At 32.6% G+C, this 17,754-nt stretch carries 16 protein-coding genes; 3 read left to right on the top strand and 13 right to left on the bottom strand.

Translation table 11 applies throughout. The features are described from left to right. Positions 1-14 precede the first annotated feature (14 nt). Together FC97_RS13875 and FC97_RS02445 are read right to left on the bottom strand one after the other, a co-directional pair. Positions 15-722 carry an ABC transporter permease gene (locus tag FC97_RS13875; protein WP_158163565.1) on the bottom strand — a complete coding sequence of 236 codons (708 nt, stop codon included), beginning with the start codon at positions 720-722 and terminating at the stop codon, positions 15-17. Positions 723-735: 13 nt separating this feature from the next. Then, the gene (locus FC97_RS02445; protein ID WP_054643762.1) at positions 736-1,623 is read right to left on the bottom strand and encodes an ABC transporter ATP-binding protein; all 888 of its coding nucleotides are present in this window, start codon (positions 1,621-1,623) and stop codon (positions 736-738) included. Between the two features lie 344 nt (positions 1,624-1,967). On the opposite strand from FC97_RS02445, the gene FC97_RS02440 reads away from it, so the two are divergent. Together FC97_RS02440 and FC97_RS02435 are read left to right on the top strand one after the other, a co-directional pair. Further along, a complete protein-coding gene (locus FC97_RS02440) occupies positions 1,968-2,696 on the top strand; it encodes an SDR family oxidoreductase (protein ID WP_054643761.1) in 729 nt (242 codons plus the stop codon). A gap of 18 nt (positions 2,697-2,714) precedes the next feature. Further along, the gene (locus tag FC97_RS02435; RefSeq protein WP_054643760.1) at positions 2,715-3,557 is read left to right on the top strand and encodes an SDR family NAD(P)-dependent oxidoreductase; all 843 of its coding nucleotides are present in this window, start codon (positions 2,715-2,717) and stop codon (positions 3,555-3,557) included. Positions 3,558-4,002: 445 nt separating this feature from the next. On the opposite strand, the gene FC97_RS13195 is transcribed toward FC97_RS02435, so the two are convergent. After that, positions 4,003-4,494, bottom strand: a complete 492-nt coding sequence (locus FC97_RS13195; RefSeq protein ID WP_082397597.1) for a PTS sugar transporter subunit IIA — start codon at positions 4,492-4,494, stop codon at positions 4,003-4,005. Positions 4,495-4,573: 79 nt separating this feature from the next. Here FC97_RS13195 and FC97_RS02425 point away from each other — a divergent pair, with 79 nt between their 5' ends. Next, positions 4,574-5,299: a MurR/RpiR family transcriptional regulator gene (locus tag FC97_RS02425; protein WP_056967733.1), complete on the top strand. Its 726-nt coding sequence runs from the start codon at positions 4,574-4,576 to the stop codon at positions 5,297-5,299. Positions 5,300-5,523: 224 nt separating this feature from the next. On the opposite strand, the gene FC97_RS02420 is transcribed toward FC97_RS02425, so the two are convergent. From FC97_RS02420 to FC97_RS02375, 10 genes are all read right to left on the bottom strand, one after another. Beyond that, a complete protein-coding gene (locus FC97_RS02420; RefSeq protein WP_056967731.1) occupies positions 5,524-6,903 on the bottom strand; it encodes a 6-phospho-alpha-glucosidase in 1,380 nt (459 codons plus the stop codon). A 16-nt stretch (positions 6,904-6,919) separates the two neighbouring features. Then, the gene (locus tag FC97_RS02415; RefSeq protein ID WP_054643758.1) at positions 6,920-8,539 is read right to left on the bottom strand and encodes a PTS transporter subunit EIIC; all 1,620 of its coding nucleotides are present in this window, start codon (positions 8,537-8,539) and stop codon (positions 6,920-6,922) included. 251 nt (positions 8,540-8,790) lie between these two features. After that, positions 8,791-9,789, bottom strand: a complete 999-nt coding sequence (locus tag FC97_RS02410) for an SIS domain-containing protein (RefSeq protein WP_225868786.1) — start codon at positions 9,787-9,789, stop codon at positions 8,791-8,793. A gap of 27 nt (positions 9,790-9,816) precedes the next feature. Beyond that, positions 9,817-10,644, bottom strand: coding sequence for a PTS system mannose/fructose/sorbose family transporter subunit IID (locus FC97_RS02405; RefSeq protein ID WP_082397596.1), 828 nt, complete (start codon positions 10,642-10,644; stop codon positions 9,817-9,819). Beyond that, complete coding sequence (locus FC97_RS02400; protein WP_054643757.1) at positions 10,625-11,401, bottom strand: PTS mannose/fructose/sorbose/N-acetylgalactosamine transporter subunit IIC; 777 nt, start codon at positions 11,399-11,401, stop codon at positions 10,625-10,627. Before FC97_RS02400 ends, FC97_RS02405 begins: the two co-directional genes overlap by 20 nt. Before the next feature lie 19 nt (positions 11,402-11,420). Then, complete coding sequence (locus tag FC97_RS02395; protein WP_054643756.1) at positions 11,421-11,879, bottom strand: PTS sugar transporter subunit IIB; 459 nt, start codon at positions 11,877-11,879, stop codon at positions 11,421-11,423. Positions 11,880-11,897: 18 nt separating this feature from the next. After that, positions 11,898-12,317 (bottom strand): PTS sugar transporter subunit IIA, encoded by a 420-nt coding sequence (locus FC97_RS02390; protein WP_054643755.1) that lies wholly within the window; start codon positions 12,315-12,317, stop codon positions 11,898-11,900. Positions 12,318-12,391: 74 nt separating this feature from the next. Further along, complete coding sequence (locus FC97_RS02385) at positions 12,392-15,163, bottom strand: sigma 54-interacting transcriptional regulator (protein WP_054643754.1); 2,772 nt, start codon at positions 15,161-15,163, stop codon at positions 12,392-12,394. Positions 15,164-15,667: 504 nt separating this feature from the next. Then, positions 15,668-16,225, bottom strand: coding sequence for a hypothetical protein (locus FC97_RS13605; protein ID WP_146999472.1), 558 nt, complete (start codon positions 16,223-16,225; stop codon positions 15,668-15,670). Between the two features lie 281 nt (positions 16,226-16,506). Continuing rightward, positions 16,507-17,697 (bottom strand): NADH-dependent flavin oxidoreductase, encoded by a 1,191-nt coding sequence (locus FC97_RS02375; RefSeq protein ID WP_054643752.1) that lies wholly within the window; start codon positions 17,695-17,697, stop codon positions 16,507-16,509. Positions 17,698-17,754 lie beyond the last annotated feature (57 nt).

Below are 17,754 nucleotides of genomic sequence, written 5' to 3'. Positions count from 1 at the left end.
CTCCACCATTCCTTTCAGACTAGTCTCTTTTTAAAGGTCCAATATCCGATTATCAGAAAGATTATTGCGTAACTAACTGTCCCCAAGACCAATTCCAAATTGCTCAACGAAGAATATTTAAAATATTTAGGATCGGATAATTGATTAATAACGTAAATCATATTCAGCGGATTCCATCTTATTGCCCTACTCCATGTGTGAAATAAAGACATGAGAATATTGGAAAATGTAGCTCCTAAAAAGCCGAGCATTAATCCTATTACTATAACAATGGCATCAATTTTAACTAAAGAAATTAGCAATAACGATAGTGTAACGATGAAAACTGAATACAAAAGTGTCCCAAACGTATTAAACAATAGTGCCCTTAAAACATTAACGGTTAATAATTGGTGACTAAACGCGGCTTCTAAAATAGTGAATATTACTCCACAGAAACTAAGTAATACGCTATATAGCACCAGAACAATAATTTTCGAAAAATAAATATTGAATCGATTTGAACTCTTATAAAGCATGGTAACAATCGTATTATCCCGATATTCCATAGTCATAAAAGCCGACGATATTGTAACTAAAATTATCAGCGTCCATTGACTAGCTCCAAATAATTGAATTACATCCCTTTCATTGTGATGACTCGTAACTAATGAATAATACATCAAAATAAATAATATTAAAATTCCCCAAAGTGGCTTTTTCTGATACCAAAATTTTTTCATTTCCTGATATAGATTATTCCTCATTATTTGAACCCTCTTTGTCAGATAATATTCTCACTATTTTTTCCTCTAGATTTAACTTTTCAGGTTCTAATCTAGTTAAATACAATCCATTTTGAAAAACTAAATTCTGCATTAAATCGATGTTTTGAGCGTCTATTTCTAAATACTCTCCAACTCGTTGATTTTGAATATTATTATGATTAAGTAAGTCCTCTACCAAATTTATTTTATCCATCTGAACAAAATATTTTTTACTACTATCTTGATTAAGCGAAGACATTGATCTATTTAAAATTATTCTCCCTGATCGTAAAAGCACCACTTGTGTCATAACTTTCTGCAGTTCACCCAGTATGTGACTGGAAATTAGGAACATACATCCCTGTTCTGCATACTTTCTAATAACATCACGAATCATAATAGTCGATTCAATATCTAATCCGTTCATAGGTTCATCCAATATCACAAATTCAGGATTATTTAATAATGCTATTCCTATCCCTAATTTCTGCTTCATCCCCAATGAATAATCTTTAGATTTTTTATCAATAAATTTTTCCATCTTTAAAGTACTAATGATCTCCTCCAAGTCACTATTGCTTTCTGAGTACAATAATAGATTTTGCCGACCAGTCAAAAATGGATATATCGCCGGATGTTCTATTAACGCCCCTACCTTTCTCAAAGCTTGATGATTATTCTCAGTGACACTTTGCTCATCTATTGATATATCTCCCGTAAATTTAGTGAGCCCCAATATAGTCTTCATGAAAGTCGTCTTTCCAGCACCATTCGGTCCAATCAATCCCACAATTTCTCCTGGCTTTATATGTAAAGAAACATCATGAATAATCTTTTTACCTTCGATGAAGGTGCTTACATTCTTTATAGACAACATTTTTATTCCTCCATTCGTATCCTTGTTAACTTCAATTCTGTACTAATCAATCTAAGCAACAAGCAACTAATTTAAAGAATTAGTCAAAAGTAAATAGATATTTGCGCAACCTAAATGTTCGCAATCACCAATCATTATTGATTTAGCAATCTTTTATCCGTTGCTTCCGATTCTTAATCCAAAAAGATTTTTATCGTTATAACGATAAATTAAAATTGCAAAAAACACCTCCCAAATTTAATGGAAGGTGTTCTTTTATGTATAATTTTTCTTGACTTAAACCATGGTTTAAGTCCTAACATAAATTTTGTTAAGAGATTAAAACGTTGGGAGGTTTTTTTATTATGAATCAACTTGACGGCAAAGTTGCCATTATTACTGGTGCTAGTTCGGGATTTGGCTTAGGAACAGCCTACAAATTTGCATCTGAAGGCTGTAATCTAATAATTACAGCTAGAAACGAGGCAAAATTGAAAGAGGTTGCCGATAAATGTCAAAAAATGGGTAACCAAACCTTCTATTATGCTGGAGATGCGCGTGAGGAAAAAACTGCACAAAGTGTTATTAATTTGGCCATCGAAAAGTTCCATAAAATAGATATTCTAATTAATAACGCCGGAATTGGTAAATTATTACCCATTGAGAAAACTTCTGTTAAAGACTTTGACTTAATCATGGATACCAATGTCAAAAGTGCCTTTTGTTTCACTAAATACACTGTTCCTGAAATGAAGAAAAAGCACGATGGCCAAATCATCTTGGTCTCTTCAGTTACTGGTATTAAAGGCCATGCTGATGAAACGGCTTATACTTGCAGTAAGTTTGCCTTGCGTGGCTTTGGGCAAGCACTCGATCATGAACTATTAGACGATGGTATTAGAACTTGTGTATTTTGTCCACATGCTGGAGCAACCAACTTTGAGGTTGGCTTTGGTCGTTCAATTGAAGGCCTCGCCCAATCAGGATTCCTAACACCTGATGATGTTGCCAATGCTCTACTATCAGTCTGCATTCAGCCTAAACATTCACGCATCGTTGAGTTACGCCTAGCTTCCAATAACGTTAAATATTAATTTGAGGAGAACTTTATTATGTCTAAAAAAACATGGATCGTCACTGGAACTTCTACAGGTTTTGGTAAATCACTAGCAACATACTTGGCTCAACAAAAAGATGTTAATCTTGTTGCCACAGCCAGAAATACTCAAAAATTATCATACTTGGATCAATTTGATCATGGTCAAATCATTAAGTTAACCTTAGATGTCACCAATGAAAATGATGTCGTCAGTGTTATCAACAATACTAAATCCAGATTTAAAACAATTGACGTTTTAATTAATAACGCTGGAATTGGTTACTTCGGAACTTTTGAAGAAAGTAATCTTGCGGATGCCAGAAGTATGTTTGAAGTCAACGTTTGGGGACTAGTCAACATGAGTCGAGCTGTCCTTAAAACCATGCGAGAACAAAAATCTGGTACAATTGTTAATTTTTCATCTATTGGTGGTTTAGCATCATTCCCAACGTTATCGTTCTATCACGGAACAAAGTATGCGGTTGAAGGCATCAGTGAATCCTTGGCTGAAGAAGTTAAAGATTTAAATATAAAGATACTTTTAATTGAACCAAGTGGATTCAGAACTGATTGGGCTGGACGCTCATCTAAAAAAGTTCTACCTGATATTCCTGATTATCAACAATTTTCTAAATTCATTGAGGACAATGAAAATGGTGCCCACCATGAACCTGGTGACCCCAATAAAGCAGCTCAAATTATCTATGATCAAGTAACAAATAATCCAAATCTTCCTTTGAGATTGCCTTTAGGAAAGTATGCATCCGACACTGCCATTGAAAAATATGAGAAGAACCTGAATTCATTTAAAGAACTACATAATCTTTCCACATCCGCCGATTCACCAGAAAAATAAACAATCAATTTATAATGGTTAAACAAAAGCTTTTTAACGACACATATGCATGTGACAATATAATAAAAGTATCAATGTCCTAAAATTGACGGAACAACTCAATTCTTCTCATTTGGAATACTATATATCTTTAGTGATACGGTTAAACGGAAAACTAAAGACTATACACGAAAAAATGTCCTATATAAAAACAAAAGCAATACATAACTTGTCACCTTGAATATTTAAAAAGGCACCCCGAACTAATTGTTAATGTAAACCACTTTATTGAGGAATCAAGATATTATTAATATATCCAAAAACTATATGAGAATTAAGATTAGAAGGAAGGAAAAGTTACTTTTAAGGACACATCAACCGTTTAGAGTAATATACGTTCTATAAAATTAGTAAATAGTAAAAAAAGAGATGTCCTCTTTGTATGAAAAGGACATCTCTTTTTTTACTAATTGATTTTTACTTCTAAGATTTCATGGCCAACATCAACATTCTCTGATTTTTTCATAAGAAAATTCAGATTCTTGACCTTTTCCTGCACATTAGTGATTATTGTTAGAACAACAGTACCATAACTCTTACTCTTAATAGCATTTATATCCATTTCCGCCAATTGTGTGCTATTGTCCACTTTTTCACCTTTTTTTACCATAATATTAAAAGGCTCTCCGTTTAATTCTACTGTATCTAGTCCCATGTGTACCAATATTTCAAGTCCATTATCTGTCGTAATCCCCAGTGCATGTTTAGTTTCAAAAATAGAATTTATAGTACCTGAAACAGGGGAGTAGATCTTATTGTCATCAGGTATTACACCATATCCTTCTCCCATCAACTTTTTGGAAAAAACTTCATCTTCAATATCTTCCAAAAATTGAAATTGACCAGACACTGGCGTAGTAAAAATAATTTTTCTCTGTCCAAATCCAAATAGGCTCATTAGAATTACCTCTTTTTAATTAATTTTATTATTTTGATTGATTGTCATATCCATGTAGAATACATATGAGGTGACCATTTTGAAATATTCCAAATTTAAAAATATAAACAACTTAACTGATAATGAACAGCAAGTGTTAGATTTTCTTATGGAAAATAATACAAAAGTTTTAAATCTAGGAGTTCGTGGTGTTGCGAAAGCAAACTTTACATCAACTTCAACAGTAATGCGACTCGCACAAAAACTTGGTTATTCTGGTTTTGTGGAAATGCATTATAAAATAGCCGAATATTTAAATAAGCCCAGCGATAAAATAGATCGTTCTGCAGAAGCTCAATCAATTTTATCTAAGACCCCAAATTCATTTTTAGAAAATTTTGCAAATATTATCAATAAGCAAGATGACAATTATATATATATTTATGCTACTGGTTTTTCTGCAACGGCTGCTGAATATATTTATAAAAAATTGTTAATGCTAGGTAAGAAATGTCTTATTTCGACAGGTGGAGACTCCATAGGTGTTTTTGAAAATAATCTGAACAATATCTCAACACTTATTGTTATATCTAAATCCGGAGAAACACAGCAAGTAATAGATAAAGTAAAAATGGCATCCGACGAAAATATAGAAGTTCTTAGTATAACGGGGAGTAATGATAATACTATTAATTACCTTTCCAGTTTACCCATCGTATGTAAAGACGACTACCCAACCGATGATTATAATCAGTTTTCAAATAATTTTTTTCCAAACGTTTTGTTTGTATTTGAAAGAATAATTAGAATTTACGAACAACTATAGTTATTTATTAATTTTTATATGTATGTAATTTTCTCGTTAGCTTAATAAGTATTTACATTATTATTTTTGGAATAGTAAAAGTTATCAGAAGAGATATTTATTGCACCGTTTAATCCCATCTTACCCAAGCCGACCATAGACATTTGCATAATATTCTTCTCAAATAGTTTTGAAAATAAAAAGGTAAGATTTTTAACGAAATCCTACCTAATAAAATAAATATTCTATACTGGCTCTTCTTCCCCAACCTCTGAAATTAAACCATATTTCTTATCAGGTCTTTTCAACTCCGGCCAGAACTCTTTGTTAGCTTCAATTAGATCATCGAGTAATTCTTTAGCAACTTGAGCACTTGGAACAGTTTTAGATAGAGATAAGGCTTGCCATAATTTCTGATAATCATGCTCAATCCAAGCTTGCACAGCCAATTTTTCAACAGTTACTTGTTCGTACATCATTCCACGTTGAAATAGTGGAATATTTCCTTGAGATAGTGGTTCTGGACCATCATTGCCCACAATACATGGAACTTCTACCATAGCATCATCATCAAAGTTTGCAATAGCACCATTATTTTCGACAATTAATAACATTCTTTCATGAGTATTGTATGCAATTGCTCTTGCTAAATCCACGATGAACGAGGCATGACTGTCAATATTAAACTCTCCTACTGATGAAGTCCCTGCATCAACAATACGCTTTGCTGCTGAGAAAACATTTTTCTCTCTTCCATCCATAACTTCGTTGGCCCTTGTGTAGTTTGGATCTGATTCTTCGACAACATAATCAGGATATAGGTAATATTTTAGATAGGTATTTGGTAAGAATCGAGGATCAACTGCCAATAAATCCTTAGCTTTTTTGTGAGTAGCTTGCCAACTAGCGTCCATATGTTGTGTATCTACTTCAACTTTTGTTAAATATCCATGATCTGCAACATAATCCCTAATTTCTGGTAAGTATTCATGACCATCATGATCTTTAACACTTGTCCACCAACCAAAATGATTTAATCCGAAGTATTTAACCTCTAAATCATTTGGTGTTAGTCCAACAATTTGTGACATTCTTCTTAGAGTTCCCACTGGCATATCGCAAATATTTAAAATCTTTGAATCTGGTCTTAATTGACGGCACGCTTCAGCAACAATAGATGCTGGATTTGAATAATTTAACATCCAAGCATTTGGAGAATATGCTTCCATATAGTCAATCAATTCGATAATATCTCCTATACTTCTCATACCATAAGCAATTCCACCAGGACCACATGTTTCCTGTCCCACTACATGGTGTTGTAATGGGATTTTTTCATCAAGTTCGCGCATGCGATATTTGCCTGAACGAATATGTGCAAATACAAAGTCAACATTTTTAAAGGCTTCTTTAGGATCAATAGTATAAGAGAATTTAATTTCTGGAGCTTTTTCTTTCAATACAATATCTAAAGCTCTACCAAGTTTGGCTTGTCTTTCTTCATCGTTATCATAAAGTTTTAGTGAATCGATTGGAAATCTATCTAAATTATCCAATAACATCATTACAATACCTGGTGTAAATGTACTTCCACCACCAGCAATTAAAATTGAAAATTTTTTCATTTTTCTTTTCCTCCATTTATTCTAATTCAGCATCCATATCTGAAATACCTAATTCAGCATCTACAGCTTTTCTGACGGCCGTTACTTGTAATCCATAAACTACTTGAACGTTTTGTCCTTTTATTATAAGTCCACTTGCTCCAGTCTCATTTTTAAGGACATCTTCTTTGACAACTGACGGATCCCTTAGAACTGTTCTAAGCCTTGTATAACAATTTGTGACACTTTCAATGTTGTCCTCACCACCAAGAGCACTAACAATCAACGCAGCAGGCACCTCACCATTTCTTGTATTACTAGCATCCTTAACGATTGCCTTCGATTTCTCTTTTTCTTTAAAGTCCTTCTTTGAGTAAAGTTTTACATCTTTAGAATCATCTTCTCTACCTACTGTTTTCAAATTCAATAGCGTTATTAAGATCCTAAACACAATATAGTAAATAAAGAAGAATGCGATTCCTACTAATATGTACATTGGCCAGTGGGTTTTTCCGACTCCTAATGGCACGTTATATAGTAAGAAATCTAAGAAACCATTTGGTCCAATAGCACGAACATTTAATATGTTTAAAACAACCATACTTAGCCCGGCCAAGCCTGCATGAACTACGAATAATAATGGTGCTAAGAACATAAATGAAAATTCAATCGGTTCTGTAACACCCGCTAAGAACGATGTAACTACTGCAGGAATCAAAATGGCTTTAACTCTAACTTTGTTTTCTGGTTTTGCTGTATGGTACATTGCAAGACATGCACCAATCAAACCAAACATTTTTGAAATACCTCTTGCATCCCAAATTACTGACTTTGATAGTAAATGAATTGCCGGATCAGCCATTTCTGCATAATAAATATTTCTTGCGCCTTCATAAATATGACCCGCAATTTGTTCTGTACCACCAAGAGATGTATATAAAAATGGTGTATAAATTAAATGATGTAAACCTGTAGGTATCAACAGTCTTTCTAGTGAACCATACAGAAAAATTCCAAAATTACCTGTTTGTTTAATAAATCCACCCATACTTGAAATTCCAGTTTGAATAATTGGCCAAATATATGTCAATAAAATAGCTAAAAGTACTGTAACTGGAATGATTACGATAAATACGAATCTTGAACCACCATAAATTTGAAATGCACTTTTAAACTCTGTATCAATAAAACGGTTATGAACAATTCCAACGATTATTCCAAGAATAATTCCTAGAAAAACACCCATATCTAATATTTGAACTCCAAGAACCATCGTTTGGCCAGTTCCTTGAAGGTCTTTTGCGGAAATCAATGTTTTATTGAGTTCCATAAATTTATTCATTGCATTAATAAAAACTAGGAAAGCTAATAGAGCTGTGAAACCCGCTTCAGCTTTCTTCTTCTTTGCCAAACCTATTGCAAGTCCAACACAGAAGATAACACCTAAGTTAGTCAGAATTGAGACTAAAGACCCTGAAAGAATTGTTCCAAATCCAGTAGTTATTGGATTATTCAAGAATGGAACAGTTTCTAATAGTTTTTGGTTTGTAAAAATGTTACCAATGGCAATTAAAATACCAGCGATGGGAAGAATAAGAACAGGAATAAACATTGCTTTAGAAAAGCGTTGAAGTCCGTTCATAACTTTTTCTTTCATTACCGAAACATCTCCTTTATTTGATTTAACGATTATAAGTATAAATGCACTCCCCAATTGTAGAAAGCGTTTTCACAAATTTGATAACGTGTTACTCACACTTAAAACGTGTTTCAAAACAAAAAAACAATAGTTTCCGATTTTAGAAACTATTGCATCTAACAATTGTGTTTAAATATTTAGCTCTTCTGAATATTCTTTTGCAAACTATCTGATGGATTCTGTATTATATTTCCTTTATGTATTAAATGTTACTTGATATCTGATTCATATGAATAATCAACTTTACCCATATATTGACGGAAATCTGTTTGATGTCCACGTTTCTCGCTCAATTCATCACGATACAATACACCCATCTCATAGAATACAAATGGATTAAAGTAATCAACTACACTATCTTTGATTTTATCCATTCCAAACTTATTTGCATCGATAACTTCAAGTTGGCCATGATACTTTTCAATGAAGTCTCTAGATCTTTCATCTAGTACTCTTGTTTTTCCTGCATTAATACATTGAACAAACACTTTGTCATCCTGTAGAACTTCAAATGGACCATGGAAGAATTCTGCTGAATTAATATATGCACAGTCCATCCATTGCATTTCCATTAATGAACAAATTGCAAATCCATATGCTTGAGAAGTAGAGGCACCTGATCCTAAGATGTATAGGAATGGTTGTTTTCTATACTTTTGGGCAAACTTAGCTGCACTATCTTTTTGGATGTTCTTAGCGTTTTCAATAATTGAATCAATTTGATTAAGGCCGCTTAACATATCTTCATATTTGGTATAATCATCTTCAGTTTGATGTAAAAATTCGTTAACAATTCTAAATTCAATTCCCATAGGAACATCTTTGTGACTTACTGATTTCCCCCAATTGTAGACTATCAAATCATCATATAATGATGAATCATTAAGTTTTGAATTTTTATCATTTGTTATTGCAATTACAAACGAACCATTATTTTTTGCGATTTTAGCTGCTTCAATCGCTTCAGGAGTATTCCCACTATGACTTAAAACAAAAGTAATACTCTTATCGTTCCATCTTGGAGAATCAATTAATACCAATTCTCTTGCGGGCTTGCACATTGAATGTAATTTTTTACTCTCACTTTCAATAAAGTAGTGTACAGGGAATAAATCATTTAGTGATCCACCACATGCTGCAAAAAAGACGTCCGTAATATTTTTATTTCTACCTAAGATTTTTGAAACTAACTTTTTTTCGTCAAACATTGTAAATTCTCCTTAGAATTTTTATTTTTAAACACTTAATAAATGGAAATATGAACAAATTACACCGAGAACAAATGTACCCAAAATAATCCAGCCGACACTTACGCCTTTTTTAAGTAATTTGTACATAATAAATGTTGCTACAAGTGGTAATAATCCAGGAATAATTTGATTGAAGACGTCACTTTGTAATGATAATTTTGCTCCACCTTTACCGAAAGAAACAGGCGTTTTCATTACAACATAACTGGAAGTCATAGCGCCAATCACAATCATTCCTAAAATAGATGAGTAATGAGATAATTTGCCAATAATGTCACTAGAACTCAATTTATCGAAAAAGCTAACCCCCATCGTGTAACCATATTTCAATCCGTACCATCTGATTAACGTACAAGGGATGTTATAAGCTAGGATGAATAATAAAGGTCCTAATACATTACCTTTTAAAGCAAATGCTGCAGCAATACTTGTACAAATAATTCTCCAAGTAGACATCATTAATGAATCACCAATTGCCGACAATGGTCCCATCAAACTGGCTTTTATACTACTAATGGTTGTCGGATCAAAATCGTCATCTACAGCATATTTTTCTTCCATAGAAGCTGTAATTCCCATAATCGATGAAGAACAGAAATTCGAAACATTGAAAAACTCAGTATTTCTCTTGAGTGATTCTTTAAGTTTATCTGGCTTATCTTTAAAAATCTTTTCTAGTAAGGGGGTCATAGCATAAGCATATCCAACTCCCAATTGTTTACTAAATTCCCAAGATGCTCCCATCGAGAATGTTCTCCAAAAAGCTTTAACAAAATCCTTTTTCTTCAAATTGCTAGAAGTCATCATCTTCATCAGTTGACACCTCTTCTTTTTGATTATTTTTATTTTGTTCATCACGGAAGTACATGATTGCAACAATTACTACACCAAAGAACGCAATTCCAATAATTGGAATCTTCAGATACGCTGCCATTAGAAAACCAACAAAGAAGAATGGAAAAACATCTTTCTTCATAATCATTTCCAGCAACATTGCGAAACCAAACGCAGGCAAGATACCACTAGCAATTACTAATCCATCTTGAACAAACTTTGGAATGAAACTCATGATTGTTTTTGCAAAATAATTTCCTAATACAAATGTTACTGTTACCAGAATAATAGATGGACCAAAGTGAAGTAAGGTTCCGCCCCAGAAGGCCCATCTACTGAACTTTTTGGTTTCGCCTTTTCCAGCAATATCTTCACATTTTTGTACAAATAGTGGAGATATCAGAATATACACAAGATTTTGAACAAATAATACCAACATTGAAATCGGTAAACCAAATGCTATGGCAGTAGAAAAGCTACCATTCGTTCTAATTGCAATCGCCGTACCAATAATACTTGCTGAAACCATATCTTGCGGTGTAGAAAGCCCGATCTCTTGGACGCCAATAAATGCTAGTTCCATTTGAGCACCAATGATAATACCAGCTTTAAAATCTCCCAATGCTAACCCGGTTACTGCACACATAACAATTGGACGATAAGTTTGACCTCTACCAAACAAAAAATATTCAGCATAACCAAAAATAGCGACTAAAAATATTAGAAAGGTCTGCATAACTATTTCCCCCTTTTATTTAGATATCTTTTTTCTTATCGGTAGGAACTTGTTGGGTATAAACTTTTATTCCGTCTGAAACTAAATCATCTAACTCCTTTTTTTCATCCGGTGTAACAAATACAGCACTTGATAACGATTCCTTTCCCTCTTCAAATTTGGTACCGCCTAGATTAAGTTCTTTAATGGCATCCACGCCTTTAATAAGTTTGTATGCGGCATCAATAGTTTCTACAACAATAAAAAGATTATATTTGTCAGTCACTCCACTATTAATAGCTTTTATTGAATTATCGATATTTTTAATAACTAATTTGACGCCACTTGGCTTTCCCAATTTAATAATGGTCTTTTTCGTTTGGTCAGATGATGCCGCATCATTAGCAACTAATATACAATTTGCTGACAAATGCGATGTCCAAGAAAATGCGACCTGTCCATGTAGCAGTCTATGATCAACCCTGGTTAATACAATCATTATTTTTCCCTCCTCAAATTAAAAATCTTCTTCTTTATTAATTCTTTTTATACTTTCATTACAAAATTGGATTGATTCTTTTGAATTATCCAAAACGTTTTTTATCAGTAATTCTAAATCACTAGTCTCCGTTATTTGTGTCATAAGTTCTAAAAGAAATGGGAGATTCAATCCAGAAACTAGATAAAAATTAGACTTTTTTATATATTTTAGAAATTCATTATTAACACTCCCACCAAGAATATCCGTAATTACTAGTAATCTATTATCACTGTTTTCATCTATCACTTTCTTTACATTTTTTTGTAAATCATATTTTGGATCAATATAGCAATCCATTGCGGTTACAGACTCGGTATTCCCATAAAGCAATTTCAAAGAACTTAAGATACCAGAAGCAAATTTGCCATGAGATGCCAATACAATTCTCGTTTCCATATTTGATCATCTCCCCTTTACACTTTTATATAAGCAAACGGCGTGCCAACTTAATGGCACGCCGTTAATATTTTTTAGAAGTCTTCATCTTTTGTTGAACTGTCAGTCTTTCCAAAAATCAAATCATAAACATATGCAATTTCGGGCTTTGGAACTTTGACACTATAATCGTTTTCTATGACACTAAATGCTAATTTTATTTTATTTAACTTATCTTTTTGACACTTCTCTAATTCTGAATACCCCCCATAATATTTTATGGGAGAATTTCTAACTAATCTTTCTATTAAGCAACTAACGTGTATATATATAGCTAATTTTTTAGCATTAGTTAGATGATAATCTCCTATTTCTTGTATCTTTTTAAGAAATACGTCAACTTCTTTAACCACTTTATCTGTGTCTAAAATCGTAACAACATTCATAACCTTTTCCAAAGAAAAATTACGGATAATATTATCATTAAATTCCATCAATTTTTTTGGAGTAAAGTAATTTGAAACCCACGAGCACAGTGTATTTATTCCTTCTCCAGATATCAGATTTTCTAGAGAAATATATGGCAATTTTTCTATCATGGGATTATCAGTACCGATGATTCCTAAACAATCATACATTGAAAAAAGAGTCTTAACTTGCCCTTTATCCTTTAGAGCTGCAAAATCATACGGTAGTACTTTTAATGAAATTGAGCTAGGTAAACTTTTTTCTATGAGGGAAGATATTTTAGTGGCAGTACCAATCCCCGTTAGACACGTAGTTATAATCATTTTGTCCCTATGTACATCTGGATAAATAATTTTGTAGTCCATCTTTATTTGTTTAAGTGATTGTTCAACCTGCTTCTTTAAGGAAAGTTTCTTTTGAATCTGCTCTCCAACTGCTATAGCTAATGGCGTCGTTACATTATTCATTATCACAATTGGTGCTTTTATTTGACTTGGAAAATATTGATAAATATCTTTGAGAGATCCCATATCTACCAAAATAATTAATCCATTTGAAATATCATTTTTTTTACTGTAATCGAGTATTTCATCTGCTATTTCTCTTGGCGAGATACTTATTGGCATATCAAATGATTCAAATAAGTCTTTTTTTAGGAAAGTGTTTACAACATCAGCAATACTGCTGGCAGTTGCATAACCGTGAGCCACAATTATTGCTTTAGGAATTCCCGCTTTTTTATTCCATTCATTTTTGGATAAATGTAGAGTCAATACTATTATGTCCATTGGTTGAATATCTATATCCATTTTTGGCTTGCATAGTTGTAGAATTCTCTTTACATAATTAAAACTATTTGGATAGGTATTTTTGATCTGTTCTTCTAGGTTAATGATTATTTCTTTGATTCCATCATCTTCTATCGTCCAATTACAATTGATTCTTTGGAATATATAATAACTTATTGCATTTACGCTATTACCGTTAAAATGTATCTGGTAGGAGGATTCCATCTGATTTAAAATATTTCTCGTATATTTTGTCAAATATGTTAATGGCTCATGATTTTCCTTAAAATTAGTTTCAAATATTAAAAATTCAAAGAGCGTCTCGACTTCTTCCTTAATTTCATTAATCGCATGCTCTAATGATTGATTATTTCTTTGAAATATTTGTATTATTCTCTCATAAGACTTGATAATTCTTTCCTGTTGGGGTCTTTGTTCAACTAACAAATCCTCTAATTCAGTATCGCTAGTCAAATGAATTGAATCTTGCTTGGACAATTCTCCTGTATTATCAGCATCCATTAAAACTCTTTTTGGCAGTGAATAAATACTGATATCGATAATTTCGCTTTTTATTTGTTTTGAGATTGCTCTAGCGGTAGTTACCTTGATATTGCTTTTTAGTTCGCCAATATTTCCCCCATAAGATTGATTCAATAACAAATTAAGAGTTTGACCAGTCACAGTAATCTCTTTTTTTATTTTCCTTTGTTCATTTAAGAAAAATGAATATATAAGTTCAAGTCTTTCATCCCTACTACGGTCACTAAGGGAGGGAAGGCTGATCTGGATTGGGATTCTCCTAACAAAGGTTGTTAAAAAGTCACCACTCAAACTTTCAGTTGTAGCAAAAAATAATCTTATTTTTAATTTTATAGGACTATTAGTGTCTCCGACTCTATAGATAATACCTTGATCTAGAAAAGTGAATAATTTTTCTTGTCCTTCGGAGTTCAAACGGTGCACTTCATCTAAAAATAGTATCCCTCTATCGGCGCTTTCGAACGCTCCTTTTTTATCCTCTGTAGCACCAGTGAAAGCTCCTTTTACATATCCGAATAGATTACTAGTAAGAAGTTCAGGATTGTTAGCATATTGTGCACAATTGACAGAAATAAAAGGAGCATCGTCATCAATCAATCCATTATTTAAACAATACTGATAAATTAGATGAACCATATATGTTTTTCCAGTTCCACTCTCCCCCGTCAATATTACAGGCAACCCATTATCTGGATAGTATAATGCTGATTCTATTTGTTCAATAACAGGTTTTAGACTCTTGTCATGCCCAATTAACATCGAAAAAAGATTATTTTTATTAAGAATCATAGGTTTTTCGTTTTTTAGGGATTCAATAGACTTATAAATATTCTTATCCAGTGCAAAATTTTGTGATTCGAATACTTTTCTATCAAAATAATAGACTGGACGTGATTCAATTTTCACTAAAACTCCACTTTTATTTAATTCATTTAAATAATGGCTTGCTGTATTTCTTTTTATACTAAATTTCTTAGCAATATCCTTGGCTGTAAAGATACTACTAATATCATCTAAATTAATAAAGGCTGTTTCATTTTCTAAGTATTCTAATATATCGTTTTGCATTTTTTGATTCCCCCAGTATTAGAATTAAAAATCAATTCATATATTTATATGTTATATCCTTTTATTGGCAAAGTTTATTTGATTTTGAAATATTTATTGCTTCCTGTATATAATTAAAAAGATTAACAATACTAATGGTATTTTCTTAAATCAATTCCAAATAGTTGATAGCAACAAAAGAACATCCAAATCTGAATGAAGAATAGTTGGGAAGAATATATTTTTCCTTAAAATCATGTTTGGAAGAATTTCTATTAATATAATTAGAACGGCTAACGTAATCGTCCTGATATTCCTAACAACGACTGGATATTGTAAAAAGATTCTTGATGCCATATCAGTTAGATTTTTTCAAATTCAAATACTTTTGCTTCACCAACAATTTCCTTTATAAATGAACTCAATACAATACATTATTTGCTGGAATTCCATCTATAATGGTCGAACAAAAAATATTCCATATCTCCTTTTTAAGAGATATGGAATATTTTATTTTAAAATGAGTTAATCATCTTTTTTAGTTAAACGACTTAAAACAATAATTCCGATTAACATATAACAAATAGTAAATGCTCCTAAAATCAAACTGAAGGAATTAATGATACACGGTACTGAATAAAGTGCATAAATAAATTGAAAAGGATTGATCATTGTCAGAATATAATTCCATACTCCTTCTGGACGAGCACTCAATAATAGTAAACCACCGAATAGAAACAAATTTATAATCATATAGAAGGTTCTTTGCTTACATTTAAATAGTAGTAGTAAGGACATCATCGAAATACTAATAATTGTTGTTAAAAATGAAACTAAGAATCCATATAAGAACGTATATGGTGACACTGGCGTAATAAAACAATCGATCACCAAATTAAAAATAAAGATCTGTATTTGAATGACAAACAATTGAACAAAAAATGCTGTAAACAAAATCGAAAAATTAGAATCAATCAAATTTGACGGTCGCCTAAAAAAGCCACTTTCTCGGACTCGAATTAGATTCATTAGAAAGCCATTCAAGACCGTCGTTACAACAATATATGCCCAATAAATATACAAAACTTCATTTCCCCGAAAATTAAGATTATTGTTCAAAAAAGCTATAATTATTGGCACTATTAAGGTATAAAAGAAAACAATCTTTTCTTGCATAATCATTTTTAATTGCAGTTTAAATAATTTCCAATCATTCTCAAACAAGTTTAGCAATCCCCTATAACAATTAAATATTTACTAACAAAATTAATATAGGTCCCTATTACTGTCAATTAGCTGTTTGATATAACTTTTTATTAGAATTTTTTTATAAAAAAAGCCATCCTTTCGGACAGCTCTAGGTTTTATTTTCCACCACCAAATATGTGATCCAAGATACCACTAAACTCTTTACGATTCTCTTCTGTATGTGGTTCACTGCTCAATTGCAAGCCTGAATGAAAAGCTGTAATTAAAAAGTCCCAGAAAGTACCATAGAGACCTAGCTCTTCATGATCTGCTGGAGCAATAGTGTAACGAATAGCATCTTCATCACCAGCAATAACTTTTTGAACCCAATGTGGTTCACGTAAACTCTCACGACCAATAGCCGCAAAGTCTAAACCTTCGTCGACAACCTTTTCAGCGTCAGCGGGTGTTTGAATATCGCCGACACCAATCAATGGTAAGTCGCCAATATGCTTTTTAATAGTTAGATTCAATGGTGTAGTAACGGATTTATCATTAAGCGATTTCCTCCAAACATCTCCCATTGAAACGTGAAGGTAATCGAGTGGCTTCTCCTTCAGGGCATCAACCAATTCCAATGTATCTTCAAATCTGATGCCTGGATCTTCGATTTCTTCTGGAGAAATACGGTAACCCATCAAAAATGGTCTATCAGCATATTTTTCAATAATGCTTTCTACTTCATCAACCACTGCCAATGGGAAGGTCATTCTCTTTTCAACTGAACCACCCCATTTATCAGTTCGACGATTAGAATGTGGTGAGAAAAATTGTTGAATCAAATATGTATTAGCGCCATGAATTTCGACCCCATCAAACCCTGCTTCAATTGCACGTCTTGTGGCTTGGCCAAAATCCTTAATTGTTTGTTCAATTTCTTCTTCCGTTAATTCACGTGGTACTTCTGAATTATCTCTCGTTGCTTTGACGGCACTAGCACTGACTGGTTGTTGCCCTCTTAAAATAGCAGTTGAAGACATACGACCAGCACTAAATATTTGTAAAATTGCCTTGGTGCCATTCACATGCATAGCTGAAGCCAATTTTCTTAAACTAGGTATGAACTTATCATCCTCGGCACTAAGTTCACCTTCAAAGCCTTTGCCCAGCGCATTAACATTGGCAACAGCAGTCACAAATATCCCAGCACCACCGCTGTGCATATGATAATAACGTAATTCATCTGATGTTACTTCACCATTTGAAAAACTCATTTCCTCGGTCATTGGTGGAATAACAATACGATTTTTTACCGTAATACCCTTCTTCTCAAACGTGTATGGTTTCAAAAATTTATAATCTGCCATTACAATCCCTCGCTTTCTAGTTCAGATTATCACAATATCGACATTTGTAAACCTTTT

This window comes from Companilactobacillus kimchii DSM 13961 = JCM 10707 (assembly GCF_001435445.1).
In the GTDB taxonomy this organism is placed as follows: domain Bacteria; phylum Bacillota; class Bacilli; order Lactobacillales; family Lactobacillaceae; genus Companilactobacillus; species Companilactobacillus kimchii.
Note: the sequence above shows the minus strand (reverse complement) of the source record. Positions and strands in the feature narration are given on the sequence as shown.

What these genes read in the sequence shown, in the direction of transcription:
- FC97_RS13875 (WP_158163565.1), bottom strand. Translation starts at nt 722, where the DNA reads ATGAAAAAATTTTGGTATCAGAAAAAGCCACTTTGGGGAATTTTAATA.
- FC97_RS02400 (WP_054643757.1), bottom strand. Translation starts at nt 11,401, where the DNA reads ATGCAGACCTTTCTAATATTTTTAGTCGCTATTTTTGGTTATGCTGAA.
- FC97_RS02445 (WP_054643762.1), bottom strand. Translation starts at nt 1,623, where the DNA reads ATGTTGTCTATAAAGAATGTAAGCACCTTCATCGAAGGTAAAAAGATT.
- FC97_RS02435 (WP_054643760.1), top strand. Translation starts at nt 2,715, where the DNA reads ATGTCTAAAAAAACATGGATCGTCACTGGAACTTCTACAGGTTTTGGT.
- FC97_RS02395 (WP_054643756.1), bottom strand. Translation starts at nt 11,879, where the DNA reads ATGATTGTATTAACCAGGGTTGATCATAGACTGCTACATGGACAGGTC.
- FC97_RS02410 (WP_225868786.1), bottom strand. Translation starts at nt 9,789, where the DNA reads ATGTTTGACGAAAAAAAGTTAGTTTCAAAAATCTTAGGTAGAAATAAA.
- FC97_RS02440 (WP_054643761.1), top strand. Translation starts at nt 1,968, where the DNA reads ATGAATCAACTTGACGGCAAAGTTGCCATTATTACTGGTGCTAGTTCG.
- FC97_RS13195 (WP_082397597.1), bottom strand. Translation starts at nt 4,494, where the DNA reads ATGAGCCTATTTGGATTTGGACAGAGAAAAATTATTTTTACTACGCCA.
- FC97_RS02390 (WP_054643755.1), bottom strand. Translation starts at nt 12,317, where the DNA reads ATGGAAACGAGAATTGTATTGGCATCTCATGGCAAATTTGCTTCTGGT.
- FC97_RS02415 (WP_054643758.1), bottom strand. Translation starts at nt 8,539, where the DNA reads ATGAAAGAAAAAGTTATGAACGGACTTCAACGCTTTTCTAAAGCAATG.
- FC97_RS02385 (WP_054643754.1), bottom strand. Translation starts at nt 15,163, where the DNA reads ATGCAAAACGATATATTAGAATACTTAGAAAATGAAACAGCCTTTATT.
- FC97_RS02375 (WP_054643752.1), bottom strand. Translation starts at nt 17,697, where the DNA reads ATGGCAGATTATAAATTTTTGAAACCATACACGTTTGAGAAGAAGGGT.
- FC97_RS02405 (WP_082397596.1), bottom strand. Translation starts at nt 10,644, where the DNA reads ATGAAGATGATGACTTCTAGCAATTTGAAGAAAAAGGATTTTGTTAAA.
- FC97_RS02420 (WP_056967731.1), bottom strand. Translation starts at nt 6,903, where the DNA reads ATGAAAAAATTTTCAATTTTAATTGCTGGTGGTGGAAGTACATTTACA.